Here is a 25,645-nt window from a genome sequence, read left to right on the forward strand (position 1 = left end):
GCGGGCCGTACGAAGATGACGCTGGGGCGTGTCCCAGGTGACGCGCGCGTAACAGGTAGGGTGCGTGAGGTGCTCGCCGCTGGGCCGGGCGCACGCGTGTGGAACGTCCAGGACCCTGGGCGAGCAAGAACGGGCCGGGAGTTTTCGTGGAAGAACGTACGGCCGGCACCGGCCCGAGCGGCGGCAGCCGTACCGGCCGGAACCTGCCCGCCGCGATCGCCGTGGGCGTGGGCCTGGGCGCGCTGGTCATCGTCTCGCTCTTCACCGTCAAGGAGATCTTCCTCGCGGTGGTCCTGGGAGCGGTCGGCGTGGGCGTGGTGGAGCTGGTCCGGGCCTTCGCGACGCGTGACATCAAGGTGCCGATGATCCCGGTGCTGGCCGGCATGACGGCGATGATCTGCGGCGCCTACTGGGGCGGGCCCGGCTGGCTGGTCGGCTCGTTCGCGATCTTCACGTTCGTGGTGCTGATCTGGCGCATGTTCGCCGCTGGCACCGAGGGGTACGTCCGCGACTCCACGGCGTCGGTCTTCACCCTGGTCTATCCGGCGTTGCTGGCCGCCTTCGTGGCGCTGCTGCTGCAGCCCGACGACGGCCACTACCGGGTGCTGATCTTCGTCGCGGTGACCGTCGCCAGCGACATCGGCGGGTACGCGGCCGGGGTGCTGTTCGGCAAGCACAAGATGTCGATCATCAGCCCGAAGAAGACCTGGGAGGGGTTCGCCGGGTCCGTCCTCGCCTGTGTGGGGGTGGGGGCGTGGCTGGTGGTCTGGCTGATGGGCGGCCAGATCTGGCAGGGCGCGCTGATCGGCGCGCTGGTCGCGGTGCTGGCCACGCTGGGCGACCTGATCGAGTCGATGATCAAGCGCGACCTGGGGATCAAGGACCTGGGGTCGATCCTGCCGGGGCACGGCGGCCTCATGGATCGGCTCGACTCGCTCGTGGCCACGCTGATCCCGGTCTACGTGCTCCTGAGCTGGTTCTTCTAGCGCCAGGCCCCGGTCTACGTGCTCCTGAGCTGGCTCTTCTAACGCCATGCCCCCGTCTACGTGCTCCTGAGCTGGCTCTTCTAGCGCCAGACCCCGGTTTCTTCCAGCGCCGAGTGCCGGTCCTGCCGGCAGGGGCGCCGGTTCGTCAACGCCAGGGCTGCAGCCACAACCATCGAACGGCCTCGCCGCCGAAGGCGAAGCCTGACATGTCGGGCATGTCCGGAGGTTCGGCGTCGAGCATCACCCCGCTGTACTCCGGGCCGAACGGGAATGTCTCCGGCTCGTGATACCACTTGGCGGTGTGCCCATGCCCGAGCCAGGTGACCGAATGCCAGGGATACTGCGCCAGCCACACCAGCAGCAGCGCCGCGTCCCGCGGATCGTCGTGCGTGGCCACCGCCAGCTCGATGCGCGCGTAGGCGTCGGGACGATCGATCCACTGCTCGACCGTCGGCATGCGCTGGCAGCTCATCCCCACCGTCGACAACACGGTGACCTCCCGGTCGCCGTGCGGGGGCCGCTCGGTGATGCCCACCGTGGGCATGCGCTCGCCGCTGGCGTCCCAGTACCTTCCCGCGGGGCCGAGAGCGCCGTCCAGGTGGCCCATCACGAACTGCTGGAACGACGCCCAGCTGCCCTCGGCGTGCCGCCACTGCCAGTAGGACCTGGCCTTCGCGACGCGAGGCGCCAGACCCTCCAGGGCCTCGTCGAGCGCCCAGGCGAAGGGCGTCTCGCCGATCGCGTCCTTCGCGTAACCGGGCATGCCGCGGCTCATGTCCGCCCAGCCAGGAATGACCGCGAGAAGGTCGTCGTTCTCATACAGGGCGACGCCGTCACCCTCCTCGAACCAGAGGGGGGTCAGCTGGCCGAGAGGTCTGCGTCCGGCCGGATGGCCGGTGTTCGCCCTGGGCATCAGCGGCGGCCGGCCGGCGTTGACCCGGCCCAGGTCGATGACCGCGGGAGCGCTGCGGTGGTTGGCCAGCCAGACTGCTCCATGGACGGTGCCGTCGGGCGAGCACAGGTAAGCTACCGAGGACTCCTCGTCACGCTCCACGACCAGCGTGCGGCTTCCGTAGGGGTTGCCGGCAGTGAGGACGACCTCGGTAAGCCCCTCGCCTGTGTCTCCGGAGAGTCCGGAACCCAAGGCCGGCCGGAAAATCGCCATACATCTGGATACTTTAGATCGTCCCGGAGTGTTACGTGAGTCAGAAGACCGGAGTCACCGCGCCAGAGTCGGGTGCGGCCGGGAAGCAGAAGCCCCCGGCCAAGGAGCGGCCGCTGCTGCAGTTCGTCGCGCCGCGGCGAGCCAAGCCCGCCCGCCACCTGGCCGACCTGACGATGGCCGAGCGCCGCGCCGCCGTCGCCGAGCTGGGTGAGAAGCCCTTCCGCGCCGACCAGCTCTCACGCCACTACTTCACCCACCTGACCACCGACGTGGCCGCCATGACCGACCTTCCGGCGGCGGCCCGCGAGAAGCTCTCCGCGCTGATGCCGCCGCTGCTCACCTCCGTCCGCGAGATGACCACCGACGCGGGCACCACACGCAAGACGCTGTGGCGGCTGTTCGACGGGGCGCTGGTCGAGTCCGTGCTGATGCGCTACACCGACCGCGTCACCATGTGCGTCTCCTCCCAGGCCGGATGCGGCATGAACTGCCCCTTCTGCGCCACCGGCCAGGCGGGCCTGACCCGCAACATGTCCACGGCCGAGATCGTCGAGCAGGTGGTCGCCGGCGGGCGGGCGCTGGCCAACGGCGAGGTTCCCGGCGGTGCGGGGCGGGTCAGCAACATCGTCTTCATGGGCATGGGCGAGCCGCTGGCCAACTACAAGGCCGTCATGGGGGCCGTGCGCCGCATCACCGACCCCGCACCCGACGGGCTGGGGATCTCCGCGCGCAACGTGACGGTGTCGACCGTCGGGCTGGTGCCCGCGATCGCCAAGCTCGCCGACGAGGGGCTTCCGGTGACGCTCGCCCTGTCGCTGCACGCGCCCGACGACGAGCTGCGCGACACGCTCGTGCCGATCAACACGCGCTGGAAGGTCGCCGAGGTGCTCGACGCGGCCTGGGCCTATGCGGCCAAGACCAAGCGGCGGGTGTCGATCGAGTACGCGCTGATCAAGGACATCAACGATCAGGAGTGGCGGGCGGATCTGCTCGGGAAGCTGATCAAGAACAAGCTCGTGCATGTGAACCTGATTCCGCTGAACCCGACACCGGGGTCGAAGTGGACCGCCTCGCGGCCCGAGGACGAGCGGGCGTTCGTGCGGCGGCTGGAGTTCCACGGCGTGCCGGTCACCGTCCGCGACACGCGGGGCCGCGACATCGACGGCGCCTGCGGCCAGCTGGCGGCGGCCGAGTAGCGTCCAGGACGGCCGGGAGGCGACCTGTGCCGCCGCATGGCGGGCCCGGGGTGGCGCGCTGGGACCAGCGCGCACCGATGGCCCGGCGCGGCGGTCAACAGCCACGTACGGCGGGCGCGTCGCGGTGGGTCGCCTGCGGCGGGCGCGGGTCCGGTCAGGGTCGCGCACGGCGGCGCGCGTCCGGTCAGGGGCGGGTACGGCGGAGCTGGGCGTAGCCGGCGAAGGCCGCCGCCAACCACACCACCGAGATCCCCGCGATCAACGGCAACTGCTCCACCAGCTGGTTGTCGTTGGCCGCCTTCATCCACCCGGTCACCGGCACCGTCAGCCAGTACACCGAACTGCGCCCCACCAGCAGCATCACGATGTACCCCAGGATCAGCACCATGATGGAGATCGCCGGGCTGGGCAGGATGGCGCGGCTGGTCAGCGCGCCGAGGGCGGTGCCGGTGAGGGCCGCGATCAGGTGCAGCGCGACCCCGGCGGCCAGCACCGCAGTGGTGATGGGGGTGGCGATGCCGATCACCAGGGCGGCGGCCAGGGCCACGGCGGCGAAGAGCACGTTGGCGCCGAGTGCCGCGAGCAGCCCGGCGGCGACCTCGCGTGAGGGGCCGCCGACGGAGGTGGCCGAGATGACGCGCTGGCCGTCGGGCTCGGTGTCGAGGACGCTGCGGGCGGCCCAGGCCAGGAAGGGGATCATCAGTGCCGCGGAGTCGGCGAGCACGGCGGCTTCCTTGCCGGCGGGGGCGACGTTGCTGTGCAGGATCGCCAGCATGATCAGGATCGGCAGCAGTGCCTGGTAGACGCGGTGGGAGCGCACGTAGGCGGTGAGGCGGAAGCGGGTCAGGGCGATCATCGTTCTGCCTCGTATCCCGCCTCGCGCATCCTGGCCACGAAGGCGTCGGCTTTGTCGGCGGGCAGGGTGACCCGCACCGTGGCGGGGGCGCAGTTCCCCATGGCCGGCTCCGCGCTGCCCTCCTTCACGCTGCCCTCCTCCGCGCTGCCCTCCTCCGCGCTGCCCTCCTCCGCGCTGCCCTCCTCCGCGCTGCCCTCCTCCGCGCTGCCCTCCTTCACGCTGCCCTCCTTCACACGCCCGTCCACCACCGACCACCGGCGCACCGAGGGCACGTCCTGCAGCCCGCCCTGGTGGTCGCTGGCGACCACGATGCCCGAGCGGGCGCGCACCTCGGCGATGATGGCCGGCAGCGCCTCCCGCGTGGTGACGTCGAGCCCCGCGAACGGCTCGTCGAGGATCAGCAGCCCGGGGGCGCACATGAGGGCCTGCACCAGCCCCACCTTGTGCGCGCTGCCCTTGGACAGTTCGCCGAGCCGTACGGACAGCAGCGGTTCGAGCCCGAGGCGGGCGCACCAGGGCTCCCAGGAGGCCGTGCCGCGGACGCGGGCGAGGTGGGTGAGGTATCCGGCGACCGTGAAGGGCTGGTCGGCGGGGAAACGGTCGGGGGCGAAGCCGACCACGGAGGGCCGGTCGACGATCGAGCCGCCGGTCGGGCGGGTGATCCCGGCGAGCAGCCGCAGCAGAGTGGACTTGCCCGCCCCGTTGGCGCCCACGACTTCGATCACGTCGCCGGGCGCGAGCCGTACGGCGACGTCGCGCAGGACGGAGGGTCCACGACGGCGGTAGGCGAAGGAGACGTTCGACAGCTGCATGACACTTGTAACCGTATAGGCACAACTCGCCGGTAGCCCCGCGAGAGCCGGGACAATGGACGGGACATCAGCCCGCAGCAGGAGGACCAGGCTTGAATCGCTTTCCGCGCGTCACGGGTTTGCGGTCAGGCTACGACCCTCTCGAAGTCGACACGCTGATCGCCCGTATCGAGGCCACGCTGGGCAGGGGGCCGCAGGAGCTGCGCCCGGTGACGGCCGACGAGGTGCGGCGGGCGACCTTCGCCGTGCGCCGCCGCGGCTACAAGGAGATGGCGGTCGACTTCGCCCTGGAGGCGTTCGTCGTGGCGCTGGAGACCAAGCAGCGGGCTCCTGTCCGGCTGGCGTTCACCGAGCCGACGGAGCATCTGCGCAGGGAGCAGTGGTTCGAGGAGCAGGCGGCCAGGGTGGAGCGGGTGGCGTTCCGGCCGGGCCGGATGGGCGGCGGCTACAGCGAGGACGCGGTCGACGCCTTCCTCGACCGCATCGTGGCCACGCTGCGCGGCACGACCGAGCAGCCGCTGCGGCCGGAGGAGCTGCGGGAGGCGAGTTTTCCCACGGTGATGGTGCGCCCCGGCTATCTGATCCAGGACGTAGACGCGTTCCTGGCCGAGATCGGTGAGGTGCTGGGCCAGCGCTGGCCGTCGGCCCGTACAGGCGGGCTGATCTAGAGCGGGTCGCCGAGGAGCCGACCGCCGGGCTGATTTGGAGCGGGTCGCCGAGGAGCCGATCGCCGGGCTGAGCTAAGGCCGATCGCCGGACTGATCTAGACCGCCGCCAGGCCGCCCTTGAGCTCGCGGTTCCTGACGAGTGCCACCGCCGCCGAGGCGATGGGCGCGGCGAGGAAGGCTCCGGTGATCCCCGCCAGGACGCTGCCGACCGCGATGGCGATGAGGATGACGGCTCCCGGCAAGTCGAGCGCCCGCCCGTAGATCTGCGGCGCGAGCACGTGCCCTTCGATCTGCTGCACGGCGATGGTCACGCCGACCACGATGAGCGCCACCACCCAGCCGTGGGCGGCGAAGGCGACGGCGGCGGCCAGGAGCCCGGCGACGAAGGCTCCGACGATCGGCAGGAAGGCGCCGATGAAGGTCAGTACGGCCAGCGGCAGGGCGATGGGCACCTTGAGGATCCACAGGGCCAGTCCGATGAAGAACCCGTCGACGAGCCCGACGAGGGCGACGCCGCGGATGTAACGGCCGATCACGTCGAAGACGAGCGCGCCGCCGTCGCGCACCCTGGGGCGTGCCTTGATCGGCAGCAGCTCCACCAGCCAGGCGAAGAGGCGGTCGCCGCCGTGGGTGAAGTAGATCGCGAGGATGAGGGCCAGCACGGCCCCGATGACGACCTCGCCGACCACCTTGGCGCCGGTCAGCGCGCTGGTGGCCAGCTCGCTGGCCCGCTCGTCGATGTAGGCCCTCGTCTGCTGCAGCAGGTTGTTGAGCGTCTGGTCGTCCAGGCCGAGCGAGATCGCCAGCTCGTGGAGCTGGTCGACGGCCTGGCCCACGCTCTCCTTGAGCTGGGCGAAGCCGTCGACGGTCGGCTGTACCAGCAGGGCGATGAACGCTCCTCCCAGCACCACCCCGCCGAGGCAGACGAGCGTCGTGGACAGCCCGCGTCCCATGCCGCGCGAGCGCAGCCAGCGCGCGGGCGGCAGGAACAGCGTGGTCAGGAACATGCCGAGGATGATCGGGATGACGACGGTGCGCAGGTACCACAGGAACAGGGCGATCACCACGATGAGGGCGATCACCCCGAGTGCGCGCCACGCCCTGGTTGCGGTGGCCATAGGGCGATCTTTCCCCCGTGGGCCGGAAGTGACACTAGTGCTGTTCGCGCTTCGCCTCCCGATAGGCCCCGTAACCTGCGCTGTCCTCCGCGACGGGAACGTCCCACCAGGCCTCGGAGGAGGGCGAGTCGACCATCGGGTCGGTGCGCACGTAGACGACCGTCGTGGCCGTGGACGCCCGCGCCGTCTCCAGCGCCTTGCGCAGGTCGTCGATGCTCTCGGCCCGCAGGACCACCGCTCCGAGCGAGGCCGCGTTGGCAGCCAGGTCGACCGGCAGCGGCCCGCCGTCGTAGCGGCCGCTTCCGCGGTGGGCGTAGGAGGTGCCGAGCCGTTCGGCGCCGACGCTCTCCGACAGGCGCCCGATCGAGGCGAACCCGGCATTGTCGACCAGCACGACCGTGAGCTTGACGCCCTCGGCGACGGCGGTGACCAGCTCCTGGGCCATCATCAGGTACGAGCCGTCGCCCACCATCACGAAGACCTCGCGGTCGGGGCGCGCCATCTTCACGCCCAGGCCGCCGGCGATCTCGTAGCCCATGCAGCTGTAGCCGTACTCGACGTGGTAGCTGCCCGGCCCGCTCGGCCGCCAGAGTTTGTGCAGGTCGCCGGGCATCGACCCGGCGGCGCAGACGACCACGCCGTCGTCGCCCGCCGCCGCGTTGACCGCGCCGATGACGGCCGGCTGGGGCAGCACGGGCGAGGAGTCCAGGGCGTAGGCGGCGTCGACCGCGGCGTTCCAGCCGCGGTTGAGCTCGCCGACGCGGGAGCGGTACGCCTCGGAGGTGGCCCAGCCCTCGCAGGCGAGCGCGAGGTCGGCCAGCCCGGCCCGGGCGTCGGCGACCAGCGGCAGCCCGGTCAGCTTGCCCGCGTCGAAGGCGGCCACATTGAGGTTGATCACGGCGGCCGAGGCGGGGAAGAGCGAGCGGGAAGCGGTGGTGAAGTCGCTGTAGCGGGTGCCGATGCCGATGATCAGGTCGGCCTCGCGGGCCAGCGTGTTGGCGGCGGTCGTGCCGGTCGCGCCGACCGCCCCGGCCGCGAGCGGGTGACCGTACGGCAGAGCGCCCTTGCCCGCCTGCGTCTCGGCGACGGCGATGCCGTACCTCTCGGCGAAGGCTCGCAGGGCCTCGCAGGCCTCGCTGTAGATCACTCCGCCGCCCGCGACGATCAGCGGCCGGGCCGAGCCCTTGAGCAGCGCGGCGGCCCGCTCCAGGACCGCCTGTTCCGGACGCGGACGCGGGATGTGCCACACGCGGCGCCCGAACAGCTCCTCCGGCCAGTCGAACCCCTCCGCCTGGACGTCCTGCGGCAGCGCGAGCGTGACCGCGCCGGTCTCGACCGGGTCGGTGAGCACCCGCATCGCGGCCAGCAGCGCCGGCGGCAGCTGCTCGGGCCGGTTGATCCGGTCCCAGTAGCGCGAGACCGGCTTGAAGCAGTCGTTGACGGAGATGTCGTACGAGCGGGGGTCCTCCAGTTCCTGGAGCACCGGGCTCGCCACGCGGGTGGAGAAGATGTCGCCGGGCAGCAGCAGCACCGGCAGCCGGTTGATCGTCGCGCCCGCCGCCCCGGTGACCATGTTCGTGGCGCCAGGACCGATCGAGGTGGTGCACGCCAGCGTGGCCAGGCGGTTGCTGGCCCTGGCGTAGGCGGCGGCCGTGTGCACCATCGCCTGCTCGTTGCGTGCCAGGTGGTAGGGCAGGTCGCCGTTGGCCGCCAGGGCCTGGCCGAGCCCGGCCACGTTGCCGTGGCCGAAGATGCCGAAGAGCCCGCCGAAGAAGGGGCGCTCGACACCGTCGCGCTCGGAGTGCTGTGCGGCGAGGAAACGGGTGACGGCCTGCGCGACCGACAGCCTGATCATGGGGTCCTCCCGAAGGGCAGCCGGGGATCGGTCTCCTGCTCGGTCCAGGTCCCCCTGATCCAGGCGTGCGCGGGGTCGTCGCAGAAGGCCATGGATCGTTCGTCGGCCGGGCCGGCCAGGACGTTCAGGTAGTACAGGTCGTATCCGGGCGCCGCCATCGACGGCCCGTGGTAGCCGTAGGGGACCAGCACCACGGCGCCCGAGGAGACCTCGGCCAGGGTGTCGATGTGGCCGCGCTCGGAGCTGTAGACGCGCTGGTATCCGGGCCCGCCCTCGAAGTAGTAGATCTCCTCCAGCACGGCCTCGCCCTCGTGCGCGGTGTCGTGCTTGTGCGGGGGATAGGAGGACCAGTTGCCCGCCGGCGTGAGCACCTCGACGGCGACGAGCTTGTCGCACTCGAAGACGCCGGGGGCGGCGAAGTTGTTGACCTGGCGGGTCGCCTGGCCCGCCCCTCTGATCTCGACCGGGACGGCGGAGGCGGGCTGGTGCCGGGGCGGCAGCGCTCTGGTCGCGCGGGCCGCGGGCAGGGCGATCCGGCCCGAGCCGGTGAGCGTGACCGCGGCGCCGATCGGCAGGTAGGCGAAGTCGGTGGGCCCGGAGAAGACCGACTCGCGGCCGGCCAGGCGGAAGACCGCGGGGTCGCCGGCCGGCGAACCAGAGGTGATCGTCACAGCGCACGAGCCGGAGAGCGGGACGACGAGCATCTCCTCCTCCCCGGTCGGGAAGGTGACCGTGCCCGACAACTCCACGATCCGCAGCCCGGAGTAGGTCCATCCGGCCAGCTCGGGCGTGATCTCCACGGACCAGGGTGACGAGGCGGCCTTGCCGTACGGAATGAACGTCATCGAGAATCCTCCCTGACCAGAGCGGCGGCGGCGTCCACCGCGGCGGCGACGTCGTCGTCTGGAGGGTAGAGCAGCGCGCGCCCGACGACGAGCCCGCGCACTCCCGGCAGGCGCAGGGCACGCTCCCAGGAGGCCAGCGCGGAGTCGAGGTGCGCCGGGTCGCCGCCGAGCAGCAGCGCGGGCAGCGTGGTGGCGGCCATGACGGCCTCCATCTCGGGCAGGCACGGGATCTTGAGCCAGGTGTAGGCCGAGGTGGTGCCGAGCGCCTGGGCGACGGAGACGGCGCGGATGACGGCCTCGACCGACAGGTCGTTGCGCAGGGAGCCGGAGACGCGCGCGGACCAGAAGGGCTCGACCATGGCCAGCAGCCCGCGCCTGGCCAGCGCGCTGACGGCCTGCGAGCACGCCTCGAGGGTGGAGGCGGTGGCGGGGTCGCCCGGGTCGATGCGGCACAACATCTTGCCGCCGTCGAGGCGTAAGTCGAGCAGGGCGCCGGCGTCGAAGGCGGTGAAGCGGTCGTCGGCCTCGAAGACGGTGCCGGGCAGGCCGCCGCGGTTCATGGAGCCGATCACGATCTTGCCGTCGAGCGCGCCGAGCAGCAGCAGGTCCTCGATCACGTCGGGCGCGGCGAGCACGCCGTCGACGCCGGGACGCGACAGGGCCAGCCGGAGGCGGTCGAGCAGGTCGTGGCGGCTGGCCATCGCCAGGGGCCGGTCGCGTACGGCGAGCGAGCCGCGGGCCGGGTGGTCGGCGGCCAGGAGGAAGAGCCGGTCTTTCAGGACGCCGGGAACGCGCCGGGATGCGGCCTCGGCGATGAGCGACGGCCTGGTGGCCCGGATGTGAGTCAGCCGGTCGTACCCGCTCATCGTGATGTCCAAGGCGCCTCCCTAGAAACACAGTATGTCATGACATCATGCCTTAGATTGTGACAGGACCGTAATCGCTGTCCATGACATCTCCCCGTCACATCGAGTGGAATCGTTTACTGACCGCGAAACCGCAGCGTAAGCCAGACCCACGAGTTGATAACAGGTCTTTACGTCGTCTTCATGTCATGACATATTAGGCGCCCTGATGCCTCCCATTTCGGACAGCCCCGGAGGGTATGCATGAAGAGATCAGTGGTCGCAGTGCTCGCCGCTTCGGGCCTGGCCTTAACGGCCTGCGGCAGCGGCGGCTCCGGCGAATCCGGCAGCGGCACGATCGAGCTGACCATCACCCAGAACGCGATCGCGGGTGGCAAGAACGCCAACGCCGCCGATCACCTGACCAAGTGGATCATCCCCGAGTTCGAGAAGACGCACCCCAACGTCAAGGTGAAGTTCGTCCCGAACGGCGTGGACGACGAGCAGTACAAGACCAAGCTGGCCCTGGACCTCAAGTCCGGCAAGGGCGCCGACATCATGGACATCGACGGCATCTGGGCCGGAGAGTTCGCCGAGGCCGGCTACATCAAGCCGCTGGCCGAGGTGGCGCCCGACAGCGAGAAGTGGGACGGCTGGGCCCAGATCCCCGAAGCCGTCCAGGGCCTGACCACCTTCAACGGCAAACGTTACGCCCTGCCGATCGGCACCGACGGCCGCGTGCTCTACTTCAACAAGACCCTCTTCTCCAAGGCCGGCCTGCCCGCCGACTGGCAGCCGGCCAGCTGGCAGGAGGTGCTCGACGCCGCGCAGAAGCTCAAGGACTCCGGCGTCCCCGTGCCGATCCAGATCAACGCCGGCACCGCGATGGGCGAGGCCACCACCATGCAGGGCGTGCTGCCGCTGCTGGCGGGGGCCGGCGGCGAGGTCTACAAGGACGGCAAGTGGTCGGGCGCGACCCAGCCGCTCAAGGACGCGCTCACGCTCTACCAGAAGATCTACGGCGGCAGTGGGCTCGGCGACCCCAAGCTCCAGCAGGAGGCCAAGGGCCGCGACAAGTCGTTCGCCCAGTTCGCCGAGGGCAAGATCGGCATCCTGATGGAGGGCGACTACTTCTGGCGCGGCGTCGTCAACCCCAAGGACGGCGTGGCCAAGATGGCCGACCGCGACACGGTCGTCGGCTTCACCAGGATCCCGGCGATCGAGCCCGGCAAGGGCATCCGCGGCCAGGACTTCGTGAGCATGTCGGGCGGAGCGCTGCGCACGCTCAACCCGAACACCAAGCACCCGAAGGAGGCCTTCGAACTGCTGGCCTTCACCCTGTCGCCCGAGGCGCTGAAGCAGGAGACCAAGAGCGCGGTGCGCATCACGCCGCGCAACGACGTCAACAAGGAGATCCTCACCGGTGACCCGCTGCTCAGCTACATCTCGGAGAACGTGCTGCCGGTGACCGCCTACCGGCCCCCGCTCGCGGTCTACCCGCAGGTGTCGGTGGCGCTCCAGGAGGCGTCCGCGGCGGTGATCAACGGCACGGCGCCCGACCAGGCGGCGGCCGACTACGCCAAGAAGCTCGAAGGACTCGTTGGTGGCGCTGACAAGATCGCAAGCTGACGAGGAAGCCCAGGGGGCACCCGGCCACGGCGCTCAGGCGCCGCGGCCGGGTGCGGCCCGGTTCGCCACCGACGCCGCGGGCCTGGGAGTCGGCAGGGCGGCGGCGTTCGTCGCGCCCGCGCTGATCCTCATCGCGATCTTCCTGGTCTTCCCCGCCCTGTGGGTCATCCTGCTGGGCCTGTCGAACTACAGCCTGACCGGCGCGGCGGCGGCCAACCCCGAGTTCGTCGGCCTCGACTACTTCGCCAAGGCCCTGACCGACGGCAGGTTCGGCAACTCCACCTGGCTGACCTTCCAGTTCGTGCTCGGCTCGGCGGTCATCGGCCAGGCGGTGCTCGGGTTCATCCTGGCCAAGGTGCTGCACGGCCGGATCAAGCGGCTGGTCGAAGGCCTGGTCATCCTGGCCTGGATCCTGCCCAGCGCGGTGGTGTCGTTCCTGTGGGTGGCGCTGCTCGACCGCGACAGCGGCACACTCAACGCGCTGCTCGGCATCCCCGGCTTCGCCTGGCTGATCGACCACCCGATGTTGTCGATCATCATCTTCAACACCTGGCGCGGCACCGCCTTCTCGATGATGTTGTACGGCGCGGCACTCGGGAACGTCCCGCCCAGCCACCTGGAGAGCGCCCGCCTGGCCGGAGCCAACGCCTGGCAGCAACTGCGCGACGTGATCTTCCCGCACATCCGCGGCCACATCCTCACGAACCTGCTGCTGATCAGCCTGTGGACCTTCAACGACTTCTCGCCGTTCCTGCTCACCGCGGGAGGCCCCGACGGCAAGTCGGAGGTGCTGGCGGTCTTCGTCTACAAGGTGGCGCTGTTCGGCGGCGAGCTGGGGTACGGCGCGGCCGTCTCCACCGTCATCCTGCTGATCAACCTGGTGGTGGCCGTCTTCTATCTCAGAATGCTCAGAAAACGATGACGCGATTCGTCCTGGGCCGCATCGGCTTCTATACCTTCGTCGCGGTGGTGCTGGCCTTCTTCAGCGTCCCGCTGCTGTGGCTGCTGACCGCGCCCTTCACCGACACCCCCACCTACCGTGTGAAGATCCCGGACTTCACGGTCGCGAACTTCGCCGCCATGTGGGAGCACCCCTACGCCCTCGGCTCGCTGGGCAACTCCCTGATCCTGGCGATCGGCACGGCGGTCATCGTCGTGGCGCTGGCCGCCCTGGCGGCCTACGCGCTCAGCCGGGTCCGCATGCCCGGCCGCGACGCGCTGCTCTACACCCTGCTGCTGCTCTCCTCGATCATCACGGGCACCGCGGCGATGGTCCCGCTCTTCCAGCTCGCGGTCACCGTCGGGCTGATCGACTCGCAGTTCGGGCTGATCCTCATCATGACCGGCGGCCTGCTGCCCGCCGCGATCTTCATGCTGAAGGACTTTATGGACTCCACGCCCAAGTCCTACGAGGAGTCGGCGCGCGTCTTCGGCGCCTCGCCCCTGCAGATCGTGCGGCACGTGGTGGTGCCCCTGGTCCGGCCGGGCCTGGCGACCATCGCGGTGTGGGCGGTCGCCAACGTCTGGGGCAACTTCCTCATGCCCTACCTGCTCCTCAGCGACGTGGAGAAGCAACCCGCCGCGGTGATCATGTACACCCTGTACACCGAGGGCGGCCAGGCCAACCTGCGCCTGCTGTCCACGTTCGGACTGCTCTACTCCATCCCCGTGGTGCTCATGTATCTGTTCGTCAGCAAGAAGTACGGCTTCCGCTTCCACGGAGGGATCAAGGCATGACCGAGCTTGTCGAGGTCATCAATAGGCACAGCATCTTGATCGTGAGGCCGACGAAGGAGGCCTCATGATCGAGCTCAAGAGCCTGACCAAGGTCTATCCGGGCGGGGTGAAGGCGCTCGACGCCCTCGACCTGGAGATCCGCGACGGCGAGTTCTTCGCGCTGCTCGGCCCCTCGGGCTGCGGCAAGACCACCCTGCTGCGCACCATCGCGGGCCTGGAGACCGCCACCTCCGGCCAGGTCGTGATCGGCTCCAAGGACGTCACCCACGTCCAGCCGGGCGCGCGGGACGTGGCGATGGTCTTCCAGGACTACGCGCTCTTCCCGCACATGGACGTCACCGACAACATCTCCTACCCGCTGCGCATCAAGAAGGTCGCCAAGCCCGCGCGGACCGCCAAGGCCGCCGAGGTCGGCGCCCGGCTGGGCCTCGAGGGCCTGATGGACCGCAGGCCAGGACAGCTGTCGGGCGGCCAGCAGCAGCGTGTCGCCCTCGCCCGCGTGATGGCCACCCAGGCGCAGGCCTTCCTGTTCGACGAACCGCTGTCGAACCTCGACGCGCGGCTGCGCCTGGAGGCCCGCACCTTCCTCAAGAAACTCCAGCGCGAGCTGGGCGTGACCACCGTCTTCGTCACCCACGACCAGGCCGAGGCCCTGGCCATGGCCGACCGCATGGCGGTCATGGAGGCCGGGCACATCCGGCAGATCGGTACCCCCGCCGAGGTCTTCCAGCGCCCGGCGAACACCTTCGTCGCAGGATTCATCGGCTCGACCCCGATGAACCTGCTTGACGGGACCGTTCGCGGCGAGACCCTGGAGGTGGCAGGGTGCAAGGTGCCCGCCCCTGCCGCCGGTCTCAGGGATGGAGAGAAGATCGTGTACGGCGTGCGTCCCGAGTACGTCACCTACTCCGTCGAACCCGTCGACGGCTCCATCGCGGGGAAGGTCGTGCTCTCCGAGAGCCTGGGGGCCTCCCACCTCGTCACCCTCGAAGCGGCGGGTGAGACGGTGCAGGTCATCGTGCCGGAAGGCGACGAGCCCGCGCTGGGCGACGAGGGCTACGCGGTGCCCAGGACCGACCGGGCGCTGATCTACCGAGACGGGGAGCTGGTGTGAGGTCACGCTGGACACTGGACGACCGGCTGGAGCGCATCCTGCGCGAGGTGCCCTTCGAGGTGCCCGCCGGGACGGCCGCGGTGACGGTGAAGCTGCGTTACGACCGCTCGCAGGGCGTGCTCGACCTGGGGTGCGGCTCGCCGTACGGCTTCCGCGGCTGGTCGGGCGGCGCGCGCGACGAGTACACCGTCACCCGCGAGTGGGCCACGCCCGGCTACCTGCCGGGCGAGATCGAGCCGGGGGTGTGGCAGGTCTGGCTGCGGCTGCACCGCATCCCACCCGGCGGCCTCGACTTCGAGCTCGACATCACCACCTCCGCCGAGGTCCCGGCCAGGCCCGCCGATCCCGTCGTGCCGACCGCCGAGCGGCCGCCCGCGCGCGACATCCCGGCCGTCGGCGCGCTGCGATGGTGGGCGGGCGACTTCCACGCCCACACCGTGCACAGCGACGGCTCGCTGACCGTGCCCCAGCTGGCGCAGCTGGCCAGGAGCCGCGGCCTCGACTTCCTGGCCGTGACCGACCACAACACCGTCAGCCATCACCCCGAGCTGCCGCTCGCCGACGGCATCACGCTGCTGCCCGGCCAGGAGGTCACCACCGACCGAGGGCACGCCAACGTCTTCGGCGACGTCGGCTGGGTCGACTTCCGCCAGGACGCAGACTCCTGGACCGAGCGTGGCCTGATGTCGATCAACCACCCGCTCGGCGGCGACTGCGCCTGGCTGCAGCCGATCAAGAACAGGCCGCAGGTCGCCGAGGTGTGGCATTCCGGCTGGTGGGACCGCCGCTGGGGAGCCCCGCTGGCCTGGGCGGAAGCCTGGCGCGACGACGTGATCCCGATCGGCGGCAGCGACTTCCACCGCGACGGCAGCGACGGCCTGCCCGGCGCGCCCACGACCTGGGTGCTGGCCGAGGACCCGACGCTGGTCTTCGACGCCGTACGGCAGGGCCGTACCGCGATCTCGGCCGGGCCCGACGCGCCGCTGCTGCTGAGACTCGGCGACGAACTGCTCGCCCTCGACGCCGACGGCCTGGTGCTGGTGCGTCCCGACGGCTTTCGGCAGGTGATCCGCGGCGAGCGGGTCCTGCTGTCAGGCGGAGCGGGCACGCACCGGCTGGAGACCCACGAGAACGAGGTGATGGCGCTGTGCGCCTGATCGCGAACGCGCCGGTGAGCTTCGGCGTCTTCGAGCCGGGACAGCCGCCACTCGCCGCGGAGGAACTGGTCGCCGCCCTGTCCGAGGCCGGGTACGACGGCATCGACCTGGGGCCGCTGGGCTACCTCGACCTGGGCAGGCTCGCGGGGCTGCGCCTGGCGGGCGGCTGGGTGGACGTGCCGGAGGAGTCCTTCGACGACCTCGACGCCACGCTCGACGCCTTCGGCCGCGCACCCTCGGCTCCGTTCAGGCCGGTGCCCACGCTGGGACCCCCGTCGATGCCCGCCCGCTTCGCCCGCCCCGGGCACGGCGAGCCGGAGATGACGGACTGGGCGGCATTCGCGGCGCAGGTCCAGGCCGCCGCGGACCGATGCAGGGAGCGCGGCTACGAGCCCGCCCTGCACCACCACCTCGGTCACGCCGTCGAGACGCCCGACGAGATCGAGCGCCTGCTGGAGCTCACCGACGTCAAGCTCTGCCTCGACACCGGCCACCTCCTGCTGGCCGGCGGAGACCCGGTCAAGGCGCTGGCCGACTGGTCGGAACGCATCGGCCAGGTGCACGTCAAGGACGCCTCGTCCGCCCTCATGAACGGCGACCTGCGCTCCATGATGGGCGCGGGCGTCTTCACCCCGCTGGGCGAGGGCGACCTCGACCTGCCGGGCGTCGTCGCCGCGCTGCGCGACTACGAGGGCTGGATCGTCGTCGAGCAGGACACCCTGCCCGCCCACCGCCGCACCGCCGACATCGTCGCCGACCAGGCCGCCAACCTGAGAAAGCTGAAGGAGCTGGGACTGTGAGAATTGCTCTCGTCGGATGCGGGGCCGTGACGCAGGCCGTCTACGTGCCGCTGCTGTCCAGGCGGCGCGAGCTGTTCGAGGTGCGGGCGGTCTGCGACCTGTCGCGGACGCTCGCCGACGCCGTCGCCGACCGGCTGGGCGCCCCGGGCCGCTACACCTCGTTGCAGGCCATGCTCGCCGACGGCGGTTTCGACGCGGTGCTCGTGCTGGCCTCCGGCTCGCACGGCGAGACGGTGCGGCTGGCGCTCGAAGCCGGTTACGCGGTGTTCTGCGAGAAGCCCCTGGCCCTGACCAGGGCCGAGGTCGCGGCCCTGCCGCCGGGCAGGCTGATGGTCGGCTACATGAAGCAGTACGACCCGGCGGTCCTGCGGGCCGTCGAGCTGCTGCGCGATGTGGAGATCCGCTCGGTCGAGGTCACCGTGCTGCACCCGAGCGGGGAGTCGCAGCTCGCCTTCGCCAACCTGGTCCATGCCGCCGACGCCGATCTGACGCAGGTGCGCAAGGCGGAGCAGGCGCTGCTGGACCAGGCTCTGGGGGCCGACGCTCCGGAGAGTGTGCGTTCGGTCTACAACATCAGCCTCGGCTCCATCTGCCACGACCTGTCGCTGCTGCGGCGCTTCACCGGCTCGCCCACCGCCGTCGAGCACGTGGCGACCTGGGGTCCGGCGCCCGGTTCCGTGGAGATCTCCGGGTTGCTGCCCGGTTCCGCGCGGTTCTCCATCAGGTGGCACTACCTGGAGGACTACCCGGCCTACCGGGAGACCGTCGCGATCCACCACTCGGAGGGCACGCTGGAGCTGGCCTTCCCCTCGCCGTACCTGATGAACGCCCCGACCGTGCTGACCGTCGTCTCGCCCGGCGAGGCGCGCACGGAGTGGCGTGACGTCACCGAGGCCTTCGAGACGCAGCTCCTGGCCTTCCACGCGGGCGAGGAACCGCTGACCGGGGCCGAGGGGGCCCTGGAGGACATCGTCACCGCGCAACGTATCGCCGCCCGCTTCGCCGTACAGAACGCTCTTCCTCTCGGAGGGGAAGCCCGTGAGCTCTGACATCGTCGTCGTCCCGCACACCCACTGGGACCGTGAGTGGTACGAGCCGTTCCAGCGGTTCAGGCTGCGGCTGGTCTCCCTGCTCGACGAGGTGCTCGACCGCATGGAGGCCGATCCCGGCTACCACTTCACCCTCGACGGGCAGATGGCCTGCGTCGACGACTACCTGGAGGTGCGGCCGGAGAACCAGGGCCGCATCGAGGCGCTGGTGCTCCAGGGGCGGCTGGCGATCGGGCCCTGGCAGATCCTGCTCGACGAGTTCCTGTGTTCCGGCGAGACGATCGTCCGCAACCTGGAGATCGGCATGGAGCGGGCCGACAAGCTCGGCGGGCACATGCCGGTCGGCTACCTGCCCGACATGTTCGGCCACACCGCCCAGATGCCGCAGATCCTGCGGCTGGCGGGCCTGGAGCACGCGTGCGTCTACCGCGGCGTGCCGTCCTCGGTCGTGACCTCGGCCTTCTCCTGGGTCGCGCCCGACGGCACCCCGATCCGCACGCAGTACCTTCCCGAGGGCGGCTACGGCAACGGCGCCCACCTGTTCGAGGTGCCAGGCGAGCTCGACAAGCGTGCCGCCGAGTTCGTCGAGCGCATGGCGCGCTGGGGGAGCGGGCCCTTCCTGGCCATGTACGGCGCCGACCACTCCGCGCCCGTCGCCGGACTGCCCGCGATGGTGACCGCCCTGGGCGCCCGCATGGACACCCTGTCAGGGTTCGTCGGCGGAACGGCCGACGGCCTGCCTGTCGTCGCCGGCGAGCTGCGCTCCCACGCCCGCGCCAACATCCTGCCCGGCGTCATCTCGGTCCGCGCGCACGTCAAGCAGGCCATGGGCCGCGCCGAGCGCATGGTCGAGCGGTACGCCGAACCCCTGGCGGCCCTGTGGGGAGCCGACTGGCCGGGACGTTTCCTCGACATGGCCTGGTGGCGCCTGGTCGACGCCTCGGGACACGACTCGGTCACCGGCTGCGGGGTCGACGACACCGCCCAGCAGGTCGCCGCCCGCATCGCCGAGGCCGAACACCTCGGCCAGGCGGTCCGCGACATGGTCACCGCCCGGCTGTCGGCCACCGTGCCCGCGGGAGCCGTGCTCGTCGTCAACCCGACGCCAGCCGTACGGCAGAGCGTCGCGTTCTTCGAGGTCGCCGGGCTCGACCCGCTGCCGGTGCCCTCGCAGACCCTCGAATACGCGCCGACGCTCCTGCTCGACGAGGAGATGGAGCCCTCGGTCGCGCTGAGCTTCATCCACGGCACCGAGCTGTACGGCCAGCACATCACCGGCTGGTCGGTCGAGGACGGCGTGCTCACCTTCACCGTCGCCCGCGACTCCGACGTGGCGTTCAACGTCGCCGAGCTGCGCGGCCACCTGGAGGGCGTCACCCGCGTCCGCATCGAGGCCGAGCCCCGCCGCACGGTGGCGGCCCTGGTCGAGGTCCCCCCTCTCGGCCACGTCGCCCTCGCGCCCGTCGCGCCGCTGGGCCAGGCGGCCGCCCCCACCGCGCCGGTGCGGCGAGTCGAGACGCCGGTGGATTCCGGCGCGCCTCGTACGGCGCTCACCAACGGCCTCGTCACCGTCGAGCTCGCCGACGACGGCACCCTGACCCTCACCGGCCAGGACGGCGTCGCCATCACCGGCGCCGGGCGGATCGTCGACGGCGGCGACGTGGGCGACACCTACAACCACGCCCCTCCCGTCCACGACCTGCTGGTCGACCAGCCGTCCCAGGTCGAGGTGGAGCCGATCTGCTCAGGCCCGATCGTGGCGGCGTTCGACGTGCGCCGGACCTACGACTGGCCAAGGTACGGCGGTCACCGCACCGGTGAGCCCGACCCCCGCTCCTGGGCCGACGCCCCGCCCGAGCAGGGCCCGGAAGGCACCGAGGAGACCGTCGTCACCACCCGCGTCGAGCTGCGGGCGGGCGAGCCGTTCGTGCGCCTGACCGTCACCTTCGACAACCGCTCGGTCGACCACCGGGTGCGCCTGCACGTCCCCCTGCCGGAGCGGGCCACAAGCTCGCTGGCCGAGGGCCAGTTCGCGGTGGTCGAGCGCCCGCTGACGAGTGAGGGAGGCTGCGGCGAGACCCCGCTGCCGACCTTCCCCGCCTCCGGGTGGGTGGCCGCGGGCGGCGCCGCGGTGTTGCTGGAGCACGTCACGGAGTACGAGGTCACCGAGGACAACGAGCTGGCACTGACCCTGCTGCGTTCGGTCGGCTACCTGTCGCGCAACCGCAACGGCCTGCGGCCCGAGCCCGCCGGTCCGCAGCTGGCGACCCCTGCCGCCCAGTCGCGCGGGGTGAGGCAGGTGAGCCTGGCGCTCATGCCGTACGGTCCGCAGGTCGCGCCGGCGGCGGAGGTCTTCCGCCACGACCTGCTCGCCGTCCCCGGCTCCGGCCCGCGCGGGCTCGGCCTGCCGGAGGCGGGCACCGGGCTGGAGGTGAGCGGCGCGGTCATGACCTCGCTCAGGAGGCGTGACGGCCGGCTGGAGCTGCGCATGCTCGCCCACGAGGCGGGCGAGGCGGTCGTGTCGGGCGCCATCACCGCCGCCCGCCGCGCCGACCTGCGCGGACGGCCGGGCGAGGAGCTGACCGTGAGCGAGGGCACACTGCGGCTGCCGGTGCGTGCCTGGGAGATCGTCACGGTGCAGCTGCTCCGATGATCACTTCCGGACCGCGGCCGCACCATGACGACCGGCCTAGTCCTGCATGCCGAGCTGGCGCGCGGCCCTGATCGCCAGCCACACCTCGGCGAAGGCCTCGGTCGACGACAGGTCGCGCCCGGTCAGCGCCGAGAAGCGCCGCAGCCGGTAGGCCAGGGTGTTGGGATGCACGTGCAGCGCCGACGCGGCCTCCTCGGTGCGCCGGTCGCGCTCCATCCAGGTGCGCACCGAGGTCACCAGCCGCGAGCCGTGCGCGGAGTCGTAGGCGAGCACCTCGCCCAGCACGTGCTCGACCAGGGCGGTGAGGGTCCACGGATCGTCGGGCAGCCAGCGTCCTGTCGTGTCCTCGCCGTAGTGCACCAGCGGCCGGCCCGACTCGGCGGCCCGTGAGGCCGCCCATCCGGCCTCCCGCTGGGCCACGCGGGTCGACTCGCCGGGCGGGAAGGGCCGCGAGACCCCGGCCGACACCCCCGGCACCGAGGCGACGGCCTCGCAGAGCGACTCCGGCCCGAGCACGTGGTGGTCGTCGCCCCGGCGCAGCAGCAGATGGGGCAGGTCGTCGAGGGCGCGGCGCAGCTGGTCGTCGGGGACGCCTCGCACGACCAGCAGCACCACGTCCGCCTCCAGGCCCAGGCGGGCCAGGCGGCGGCGCGCGGTGGCCGGGTCGAGTACGTCCTGCAGCAGCTCGGCGAGGGTCTCGGCGCCCTCGCGGCGTAGCGTCTCACGGTCGTGGCGTGCCATGGCCACCTGCAGGGCCGCCACGGTGGCGATGTGCTGGGCGACCGCGAGCCCGGCGGGCTGCGCGCCGTCGCGGCCGAGGGCCACGATGAAGCCGGCGGGGCCTCCCGGCGCGGGCACCGGCAGCACGAAACCGCCCGGAATGGTCGGCGGGGCGTCGGGCTCGTCCGGGATCACCGCCGGATCGGGGACCGGCACGCCGGGCAGCAGCGGGCGGCCCGCGGGCGTGCAGGCGAAGACGTCGTAGCCGGACAGCCGCTCCAGCCGCCGGAAGAGGGAGGCGGTGTCGAGATCCTCGGCGGCCAGCCAGCGCAGCGCGCCGAACACCTGCAACTGGGCGCCGAGCCGCTGCCTCGCGTCCTCCTGCACGGCCGCCGCCACCTCCTGCGCGATGGCGATGAACGGCACCGCCAGCGGCACCTCCAGCACCGGCATGCCACGCTCCGTCGCCGCGTCGAAGAAGGCCGCGTGCAGCGGAGGCACGTGCAGCTGGGCCGACAACGCCAGGGCCGACACCCCGGCGTCGTCGAGGCGCTCCAGGTAGGCCCGCTGGGCCGCCGCCGTACGGGGGATCGCGATGCCCGTCGTCATGATGACCTCGGCGCCCAGCAACCACGGCGTCGGGTCGTCGAGCTCGCTGACGTGCGCCCACGACACAGGGCGCGACAGACCGGGCTCCCCGGCGAGAACCCGCAGCTGGAGAGCGGGGGAGCGGACAAGATCCTCCACCGAGACTTTTGTGGCCACCCACAAAGCATAGGAACCACTTTCATGGCGAGCACAATTGTCCCCCGGCGGCGCGGCTTGCACACTCTGCGTCATGACTCGAGGACCCGTCGACTCCAGCAAGATCCCCCGGTTCGCCGGACCGGCCACCTTCGCCCGGCTGCCACGCCTGGACGAGGTGGAGCGGGCCGACGTGACCGTGATCGGCGTGCCCTTCGACAGCGGCGTGTCCTACCGGCCCGGCGCCAGGTTCGGCCCGGCGGCGGTCCGCGAGGCCTCGCGGCTGCTGCGGCCCTACCACCCGGGCCTCGACGTCTCGCCGTTCGAGCGGGTCCAGGTCGCCGACGGCGGCGACATCGCGTGCAACCCGTTCCACATCGAGGAGGCGGTCGAGACCATCGACGCGGCCGCGTCGTCCATCGACTCCCGCCTGGTCACCATCGGCGGCGACCACACGATCGCACTGCCGCTGCTGCGCGCCGCCGCCCGCAAGCACGGACCGGTCGCGCTGCTGCACTTCGACGCCCACCTCGACACCTGGGACACCTACTTCGGCGCCGCCTACACCCACGGCACCCCGTTCCGCCGCGCGGTCGAGGAGGGCATCCTCGACACCGAGGCGCTCAGCCACGTCGGCATCCGCGGCCCCCTGTACGGCAAGCGCGACCTGGAGGAGGACCGCCGCCTCGGCTTCGGCATCGTCACCTCCGCCGACGTCATGCGCCGGGGGATCGACGAGGTCGTCGACGCCCTGCGTCAGCGCATCGGCGAGCGCCCCCTGTACGTCTCGGTCGACATCGACGTGCTCGACCCCGCCCACGCGCCCGGCACCGGCACCCCGGAGGCCGGCGGCATGACCAGCCGGGAGCTGCTGGAGATCCTGCGCGGCCTGGCCGGATGCAACCTGGTCGGCGCGGACGTGGTGGAGGTCGCCCCCGCCTACGACCACGCCGAGATCACCTCCATCGCCGCCTCGCACGTGGCCTACGACCTGGTCAGCCTCCTAGCCCTCCGGGAGAACAAGTGAGCACCCCCATCACCGAAGTCGAGACCTACGGCGTCGAGCGCATCCCCGACGCCGACCGGACCGCCACCCCGTTCGACCTGTTCAGGGTGGCGTTCGGCGGCGCGAACACCTTCGCCACCTGCGTGCTCGGCGCCTTCCCCATCCTGTTCGGCCTGTCGTTCTGGCAGGGACTGGCCGCCACCGTGCTCGGCCTGGTCGTCGGCGCGCTCATCCTGGCGCCGATGTCGCTGTTCGGCCCGCTCAACGGCACCAACAACGCCGTCTCCTCCAGCGCCCACCTGGGCGTGCACGGCCGGGTCGTCGGCTCGTTCCTGTCGCTGCTGACCGCGATCGCCTTCTTCTCCATCTCCGTCTGGTCGTCGGGCGACGCCCTGGTCGGGGGCGCGCACCGGCTGGTCGGCCTCCCGGAGAACGACGTGATGTACGGCCTGGCCTACGCGGTGTTCGCCGGGCTCGTCCTGATCGTGTGCGTGTACGGCTTCCGCTTCATGCTCTTCGTCAACAAGATCGCCGTCGCCGCCGCCTCCCTGCTGTTCGTGCTGGGCGCCTTCGCCTTCGCCGGAGACTTCGACCCCTCCTACGCCGGGTCGGTGACGCCGGAGCTGTTCTGGCCCTCCTTCATCGGGGCGGCGCTGATCGTGCTGTCCAACCCGGTCTCCTTCGGCGCCTTCCTCGGCGACTGGTCGCGCTACATCCCCGCCTCGACACCACGGCGCAAGGTCATGGCGGCGGCCTTCCTGTCGCAGATCGCCACGATCATCCCCTTCACCTTCGGCCTGGCCACCGCCTCGATCGCCGCCGTCAAGGCCCCCGACTACGGCGCCAACTACGTCGGCGGCTTGCTGGCCGTCTCCCCGGCCTGGTTCTTCGTCCCCGTCTGCCTCATCGCCCTGATCGGCGGCATGTCGACGGGAACGACCTCGCTGTACGGCACCGGCCTGGACTTCTCCAGCGTCTTCCCGCGCTTCTCCCGGGTCCAGGCGACGCTGTTCATCGGCACCCTGTCGATCGTCTTCATCTTCATCGGCCGCTTCGCCGCCAACCTCACCGCTTCGATCTCCACCTTCGCCACACTCATCATCACCTGCACGGCGCCCTGGATGATCATCATGACGCTCGGCTACGTCACCCGGCGCGGCTGGTACGACCCGGAGGCGCTGCAGGTGTTCAACCGCCGCCAGCGCGGCGGGCGCTACTGGTTCACGCACGGCTGGAACTGGCGCGGCCTGACCGCCTGGGTCACCGCCGCGCTGGTCGCGCTGCTCTTCGTCAACCTGCCCGGCCAGTTCGTCGGGCCGTTCGGCGAGCTCGCCGGAGGCGTCGACATCTCGCTGCCGCTCGGCCTGGCCCTGGCCGCGCTGCTCTACCTGGCGCTGCTGACGCTCTTCCCCGAGCCCCGCGAGGTGTTCGGTCCGCAAGGACCCCGGTGGGTCAGGAGCGCCGACACCCCCGTACCGCCGATCGTTGCTGTCACAGTAGAGGTGTGATGCTGATCGACCTGTCCGTGCCGATCACCAGCGGCATGCCCGTCTACCCGGGCGATCCCGAGGTGCTGGTCGCCCCGGCGCTCACCGTGGCGGCCGACGGGGTCAACGTGCTCGCCCTCCACCTCGGCTCACAGTCGGGCACGCACGTCGACGCCCCGTTCCACATCGACGACTCGCTGCCCGACCTCGACGAGCTGCCGCTGTCGCGTTTCGTGGGCCCGTGTGTGGTGGTGGACGTGCGCGGCATGCCGCCGCGCTCCGCCATCCCCGCCTCGGCCTTCTCCGAGGTGCCGCCCGACGTGCTGGTGCTGGTCGCCACCGGCTGGTCGGCGTACTGGGGGAGCGAGCGTTACCTGGAGCATCCGTACCTGAGCTGGGGCGCCGCCGCCCTGCTCGTGGCGCGCGGCACGCGGGCGGTGGCGATCGACGCGCTCAGCGTCGACCCCACGCCCGCCCAGACCTTCCCGGCCCACCGGGAGCTCTGCGGGGCCCACGTGGTGATCGGGGAGAACCTCACCAACCTGGAGCCGGTGATCGCCGCTCAGCGTGCGGGGCGGCCGATCGAGTTGTCGCTGCTGCCGATCAGGATCGGCTCGGCGGACGGTGCTCCGGTGCGGGCGGTGGCGAAGATCGCCTGAGCTCCTCCGCGACACGGTCCAGCACGTCGGACCACGGCCGGGCGGGCACCACCGGCGCCCCGGCCAGGCGTCCCCGCTCGGCGAGCCAGTCGCCGTACAGCAGGCTCACCCGGGCGCGCCCGCGCTGCTCGCCCTCCTCGGGCTCACGTGCGCGGTAGTTGGCGACCAGCTGCTCCTCGTCGGCCTCGTGCAGCACGATCGATCTGACGCCCCGCCGTACGACAGGCAGGAGGTAGTCGCCCTCGATGACCACGGGCGTGGAGGTCGACAGATGGTTGCCGACGACCGCCTCGACCGCCGGCACGAGCGCGCGGGCGACGGCGATCTGCAGCTCCACGATCTCCTCGGGAGGCAGGTGGACCGCTTCCGGATGGGCGTCCCAGTAGTGCAGCGCCGGCAGCTGCTCGGGCGTCGTCACGGCCTTCAGCGCCTCGACGATGTCGTCGACCTCGACCAGCGGCACTCCGAGGCGCGCGGCCAGAGGGTAGGACAGGCGGCTCTTGCCCGTTCCCGAGGCGCCGCAGACGAGGACGATCACAAAGCG

General features: G+C 71.3%; 23 protein-coding genes. 14 read left to right on the forward strand and 9 right to left on the reverse strand.

Annotated features, from left to right (window positions below):
• Positions 1-146 precede the first annotated feature (146 nt).
• Positions 147-986, forward strand: coding sequence for a phosphatidate cytidylyltransferase (locus HNR30_RS23105; RefSeq protein WP_312894572.1), 840 nt, complete (start codon positions 147-149; stop codon positions 984-986).
• Positions 987-1,131: 145 nt separating this feature from the next.
• Here HNR30_RS23105 and HNR30_RS23110 read toward each other — a convergent pair whose 3' ends face one another.
• Positions 1,132-2,151, reverse strand: a complete 1,020-nt coding sequence (locus HNR30_RS23110) for a suppressor of fused domain protein (RefSeq protein WP_181612013.1) — start codon at positions 2,149-2,151, stop codon at positions 1,132-1,134.
• A gap of 113 nt (positions 2,152-2,264) precedes the next feature.
• On the opposite strand from HNR30_RS23110, the gene rlmN reads away from it, so the two are divergent.
• Positions 2,265-3,347 carry a dual-specificity RNA methyltransferase RlmN gene (rlmN, locus tag HNR30_RS23115; RefSeq protein ID WP_220133937.1) on the forward strand — a complete coding sequence of 361 codons (1,083 nt, stop codon included), beginning with the start codon at positions 2,265-2,267 and terminating at the stop codon, positions 3,345-3,347.
• Positions 3,348-3,531: 184 nt separating this feature from the next.
• On the opposite strand, the gene HNR30_RS23120 is transcribed toward rlmN, so the two are convergent.
• Together HNR30_RS23120 and HNR30_RS23125 are read right to left on the reverse strand one after the other, a co-directional pair.
• A complete protein-coding gene (locus HNR30_RS23120) occupies positions 3,532-4,203 on the reverse strand; it encodes a hypothetical protein (RefSeq protein WP_181612015.1) in 672 nt (223 codons plus the stop codon).
• Positions 4,200-5,015: an ABC transporter ATP-binding protein gene (locus HNR30_RS23125; RefSeq protein ID WP_181612016.1), complete on the reverse strand. Its 816-nt coding sequence runs from the start codon at positions 5,013-5,015 to the stop codon at positions 4,200-4,202. Before HNR30_RS23125 ends, HNR30_RS23120 begins: the two co-directional genes overlap by 4 nt.
• A 92-nt stretch (positions 5,016-5,107) precedes the next feature.
• Between HNR30_RS23125 and HNR30_RS23130 the strand changes: the two genes are divergently transcribed.
• Positions 5,108-5,683 (forward strand): DivIVA domain-containing protein, encoded by a 576-nt coding sequence (locus tag HNR30_RS23130; protein WP_181612017.1) that lies wholly within the window; start codon positions 5,108-5,110, stop codon positions 5,681-5,683.
• A gap of 95 nt (positions 5,684-5,778) precedes the next feature.
• Here HNR30_RS23130 and HNR30_RS23135 read toward each other — a convergent pair whose 3' ends face one another.
• Genes HNR30_RS23135 through HNR30_RS23150 form a run of 4 tightly spaced genes read right to left on the reverse strand, consistent with a single transcriptional unit; the run spans position 5,779 to position 10,367 of the window.
• The gene (locus HNR30_RS23135; protein ID WP_181612018.1) at positions 5,779-6,801 is read right to left on the reverse strand and encodes an AI-2E family transporter; all 1,023 of its coding nucleotides are present in this window, start codon (positions 6,799-6,801) and stop codon (positions 5,779-5,781) included.
• Positions 6,802-6,835: 34 nt separating this feature from the next.
• Positions 6,836-8,656: a 3D-(3,5/4)-trihydroxycyclohexane-1,2-dione acylhydrolase (decyclizing) gene (iolD, locus tag HNR30_RS23140; RefSeq protein ID WP_181612019.1), complete on the reverse strand. Its 1,821-nt coding sequence runs from the start codon at positions 8,654-8,656 to the stop codon at positions 6,836-6,838.
• Entirely contained in the window at positions 8,653-9,501 is an 849-nt protein-coding gene (gene iolB / locus HNR30_RS23145; RefSeq protein ID WP_181612020.1) for a 5-deoxy-glucuronate isomerase, read from the reverse strand. The genes iolD and iolB overlap by 4 nt, the downstream gene beginning before the upstream one ends.
• The gene (locus HNR30_RS23150; protein ID WP_181612195.1) at positions 9,498-10,367 is read right to left on the reverse strand and encodes a Cgl0159 family (beta/alpha)8-fold protein; all 870 of its coding nucleotides are present in this window, start codon (positions 10,365-10,367) and stop codon (positions 9,498-9,500) included. The genes iolB and HNR30_RS23150 overlap by 4 nt, the downstream gene beginning before the upstream one ends.
• Before the next feature lie 243 nt (positions 10,368-10,610).
• Here HNR30_RS23150 and HNR30_RS23155 point away from each other — a divergent pair, with 243 nt between their 5' ends.
• From HNR30_RS23155 to HNR30_RS50250, 8 genes are all read left to right on the forward strand, one after another.
• A complete protein-coding gene (locus tag HNR30_RS23155) occupies positions 10,611-11,975 on the forward strand; it encodes an extracellular solute-binding protein (protein ID WP_181612021.1) in 1,365 nt (454 codons plus the stop codon).
• Positions 11,950-12,897, forward strand: a complete 948-nt coding sequence (locus HNR30_RS23160; protein ID WP_181612022.1) for a carbohydrate ABC transporter permease — start codon at positions 11,950-11,952, stop codon at positions 12,895-12,897. Before HNR30_RS23155 ends, HNR30_RS23160 begins: the two co-directional genes overlap by 26 nt.
• Positions 12,894-13,712, forward strand: coding sequence for a carbohydrate ABC transporter permease (locus tag HNR30_RS23165; RefSeq protein WP_181612023.1), 819 nt, complete (start codon positions 12,894-12,896; stop codon positions 13,710-13,712). The genes HNR30_RS23160 and HNR30_RS23165 overlap by 4 nt, the downstream gene beginning before the upstream one ends.
• A 64-nt stretch (positions 13,713-13,776) precedes the next feature.
• A complete protein-coding gene (locus tag HNR30_RS23170; RefSeq protein ID WP_181612024.1) occupies positions 13,777-14,826 on the forward strand; it encodes an ABC transporter ATP-binding protein in 1,050 nt (349 codons plus the stop codon).
• The gene (locus HNR30_RS23175) at positions 14,823-15,983 is read left to right on the forward strand and encodes a CehA/McbA family metallohydrolase (protein WP_181612025.1); all 1,161 of its coding nucleotides are present in this window, start codon (positions 14,823-14,825) and stop codon (positions 15,981-15,983) included. The genes HNR30_RS23170 and HNR30_RS23175 overlap by 4 nt, the downstream gene beginning before the upstream one ends.
• Positions 15,974-16,783 (forward strand): sugar phosphate isomerase/epimerase family protein, encoded by an 810-nt coding sequence (locus tag HNR30_RS23180; RefSeq protein ID WP_181612026.1) that lies wholly within the window; start codon positions 15,974-15,976, stop codon positions 16,781-16,783. Before HNR30_RS23175 ends, HNR30_RS23180 begins: the two co-directional genes overlap by 10 nt.
• Positions 16,780-17,832, forward strand: coding sequence for a Gfo/Idh/MocA family protein (locus tag HNR30_RS23185; protein ID WP_181612027.1), 1,053 nt, complete (start codon positions 16,780-16,782; stop codon positions 17,830-17,832). Before HNR30_RS23180 ends, HNR30_RS23185 begins: the two co-directional genes overlap by 4 nt.
• Complete coding sequence (locus HNR30_RS50250) at positions 17,822-20,485, forward strand: glycoside hydrolase family 38 N-terminal domain-containing protein (protein ID WP_181612028.1); 2,664 nt, start codon at positions 17,822-17,824, stop codon at positions 20,483-20,485. Before HNR30_RS23185 ends, HNR30_RS50250 begins: the two co-directional genes overlap by 11 nt.
• 36 nt (positions 20,486-20,521) lie before the next feature.
• Here HNR30_RS50250 and HNR30_RS23195 read toward each other — a convergent pair whose 3' ends face one another.
• Positions 20,522-21,970, reverse strand: a complete 1,449-nt coding sequence (locus HNR30_RS23195; RefSeq protein ID WP_312894576.1) for a PucR family transcriptional regulator — start codon at positions 21,968-21,970, stop codon at positions 20,522-20,524.
• A 73-nt stretch (positions 21,971-22,043) separates the two neighbouring features.
• Here HNR30_RS23195 and speB point away from each other — a divergent pair, with 73 nt between their 5' ends.
• The 3 genes from speB to HNR30_RS23210 are packed head-to-tail and all read left to right on the forward strand — an operon-like array spanning position 22,044 to position 25,101.
• A complete protein-coding gene (gene speB / locus HNR30_RS23200; RefSeq protein ID WP_181612030.1) occupies positions 22,044-22,976 on the forward strand; it encodes an agmatinase in 933 nt (310 codons plus the stop codon).
• The gene (locus tag HNR30_RS23205; protein ID WP_181612031.1) at positions 22,973-24,463 is read left to right on the forward strand and encodes a purine-cytosine permease family protein; all 1,491 of its coding nucleotides are present in this window, start codon (positions 22,973-22,975) and stop codon (positions 24,461-24,463) included. Before speB ends, HNR30_RS23205 begins: the two co-directional genes overlap by 4 nt.
• The gene (locus tag HNR30_RS23210) at positions 24,463-25,101 is read left to right on the forward strand and encodes a cyclase family protein (protein WP_181612196.1); all 639 of its coding nucleotides are present in this window, start codon (positions 24,463-24,465) and stop codon (positions 25,099-25,101) included. Before HNR30_RS23205 ends, HNR30_RS23210 begins: the two co-directional genes overlap by 1 nt.
• On the opposite strand, the gene HNR30_RS23215 is transcribed toward HNR30_RS23210, so the two are convergent.
• The gene (locus tag HNR30_RS23215) at positions 25,046-25,639 is read right to left on the reverse strand and encodes a hypothetical protein (protein ID WP_220133827.1); all 594 of its coding nucleotides are present in this window, start codon (positions 25,637-25,639) and stop codon (positions 25,046-25,048) included. The genes HNR30_RS23210 and HNR30_RS23215 overlap by 56 nt on opposite strands.
• Positions 25,640-25,645 lie beyond the last annotated feature (6 nt).

This window comes from Nonomuraea soli (assembly GCF_013761175.1).
GTDB classification, from domain to species: Bacteria; Actinomycetota; Actinomycetes; order Streptosporangiales; family Streptosporangiaceae; genus Nonomuraea; species Nonomuraea soli.

Bases quoted from the DNA above. Each gene is read 5' to 3' on its own strand.
- HNR30_RS23110 (WP_181612013.1), bottom strand. From the start codon at position 2,151: ATGGCGATTTTCCGGCCGGCCTTGGGTTCCGGACTCTCCGGAGACACA.
- HNR30_RS23120 (WP_181612015.1), bottom strand. From the start codon at position 4,203: ATGATCGCCCTGACCCGCTTCCGCCTCACCGCCTACGTGCGCTCCCAC.
- HNR30_RS23125 (WP_181612016.1), bottom strand. From the start codon at position 5,015: ATGCAGCTGTCGAACGTCTCCTTCGCCTACCGCCGTCGTGGACCCTCC.
- HNR30_RS23135 (WP_181612018.1), bottom strand. From the start codon at position 6,801: ATGGCCACCGCAACCAGGGCGTGGCGCGCACTCGGGGTGATCGCCCTC.
- iolD (WP_181612019.1), bottom strand. From the start codon at position 8,656: ATGATCAGGCTGTCGGTCGCGCAGGCCGTCACCCGTTTCCTCGCCGCA.
- iolB (WP_181612020.1), bottom strand. From the start codon at position 9,501: ATGACGTTCATTCCGTACGGCAAGGCCGCCTCGTCACCCTGGTCCGTG.
- HNR30_RS23150 (WP_181612195.1), bottom strand. From the start codon at position 10,367: ATGAGCGGGTACGACCGGCTGACTCACATCCGGGCCACCAGGCCGTCG.
- HNR30_RS23155 (WP_181612021.1), top strand. From the start codon at position 10,611: ATGAAGAGATCAGTGGTCGCAGTGCTCGCCGCTTCGGGCCTGGCCTTA.
- HNR30_RS23165 (WP_181612023.1), top strand. From the start codon at position 12,894: ATGACGCGATTCGTCCTGGGCCGCATCGGCTTCTATACCTTCGTCGCG.
- HNR30_RS23170 (WP_181612024.1), top strand. From the start codon at position 13,777: ATGATCGAGCTCAAGAGCCTGACCAAGGTCTATCCGGGCGGGGTGAAG.
- speB (WP_181612030.1), top strand. From the start codon at position 22,044: ATGACTCGAGGACCCGTCGACTCCAGCAAGATCCCCCGGTTCGCCGGA.
- HNR30_RS23210 (WP_181612196.1), top strand. From the start codon at position 24,463: ATGCTGATCGACCTGTCCGTGCCGATCACCAGCGGCATGCCCGTCTAC.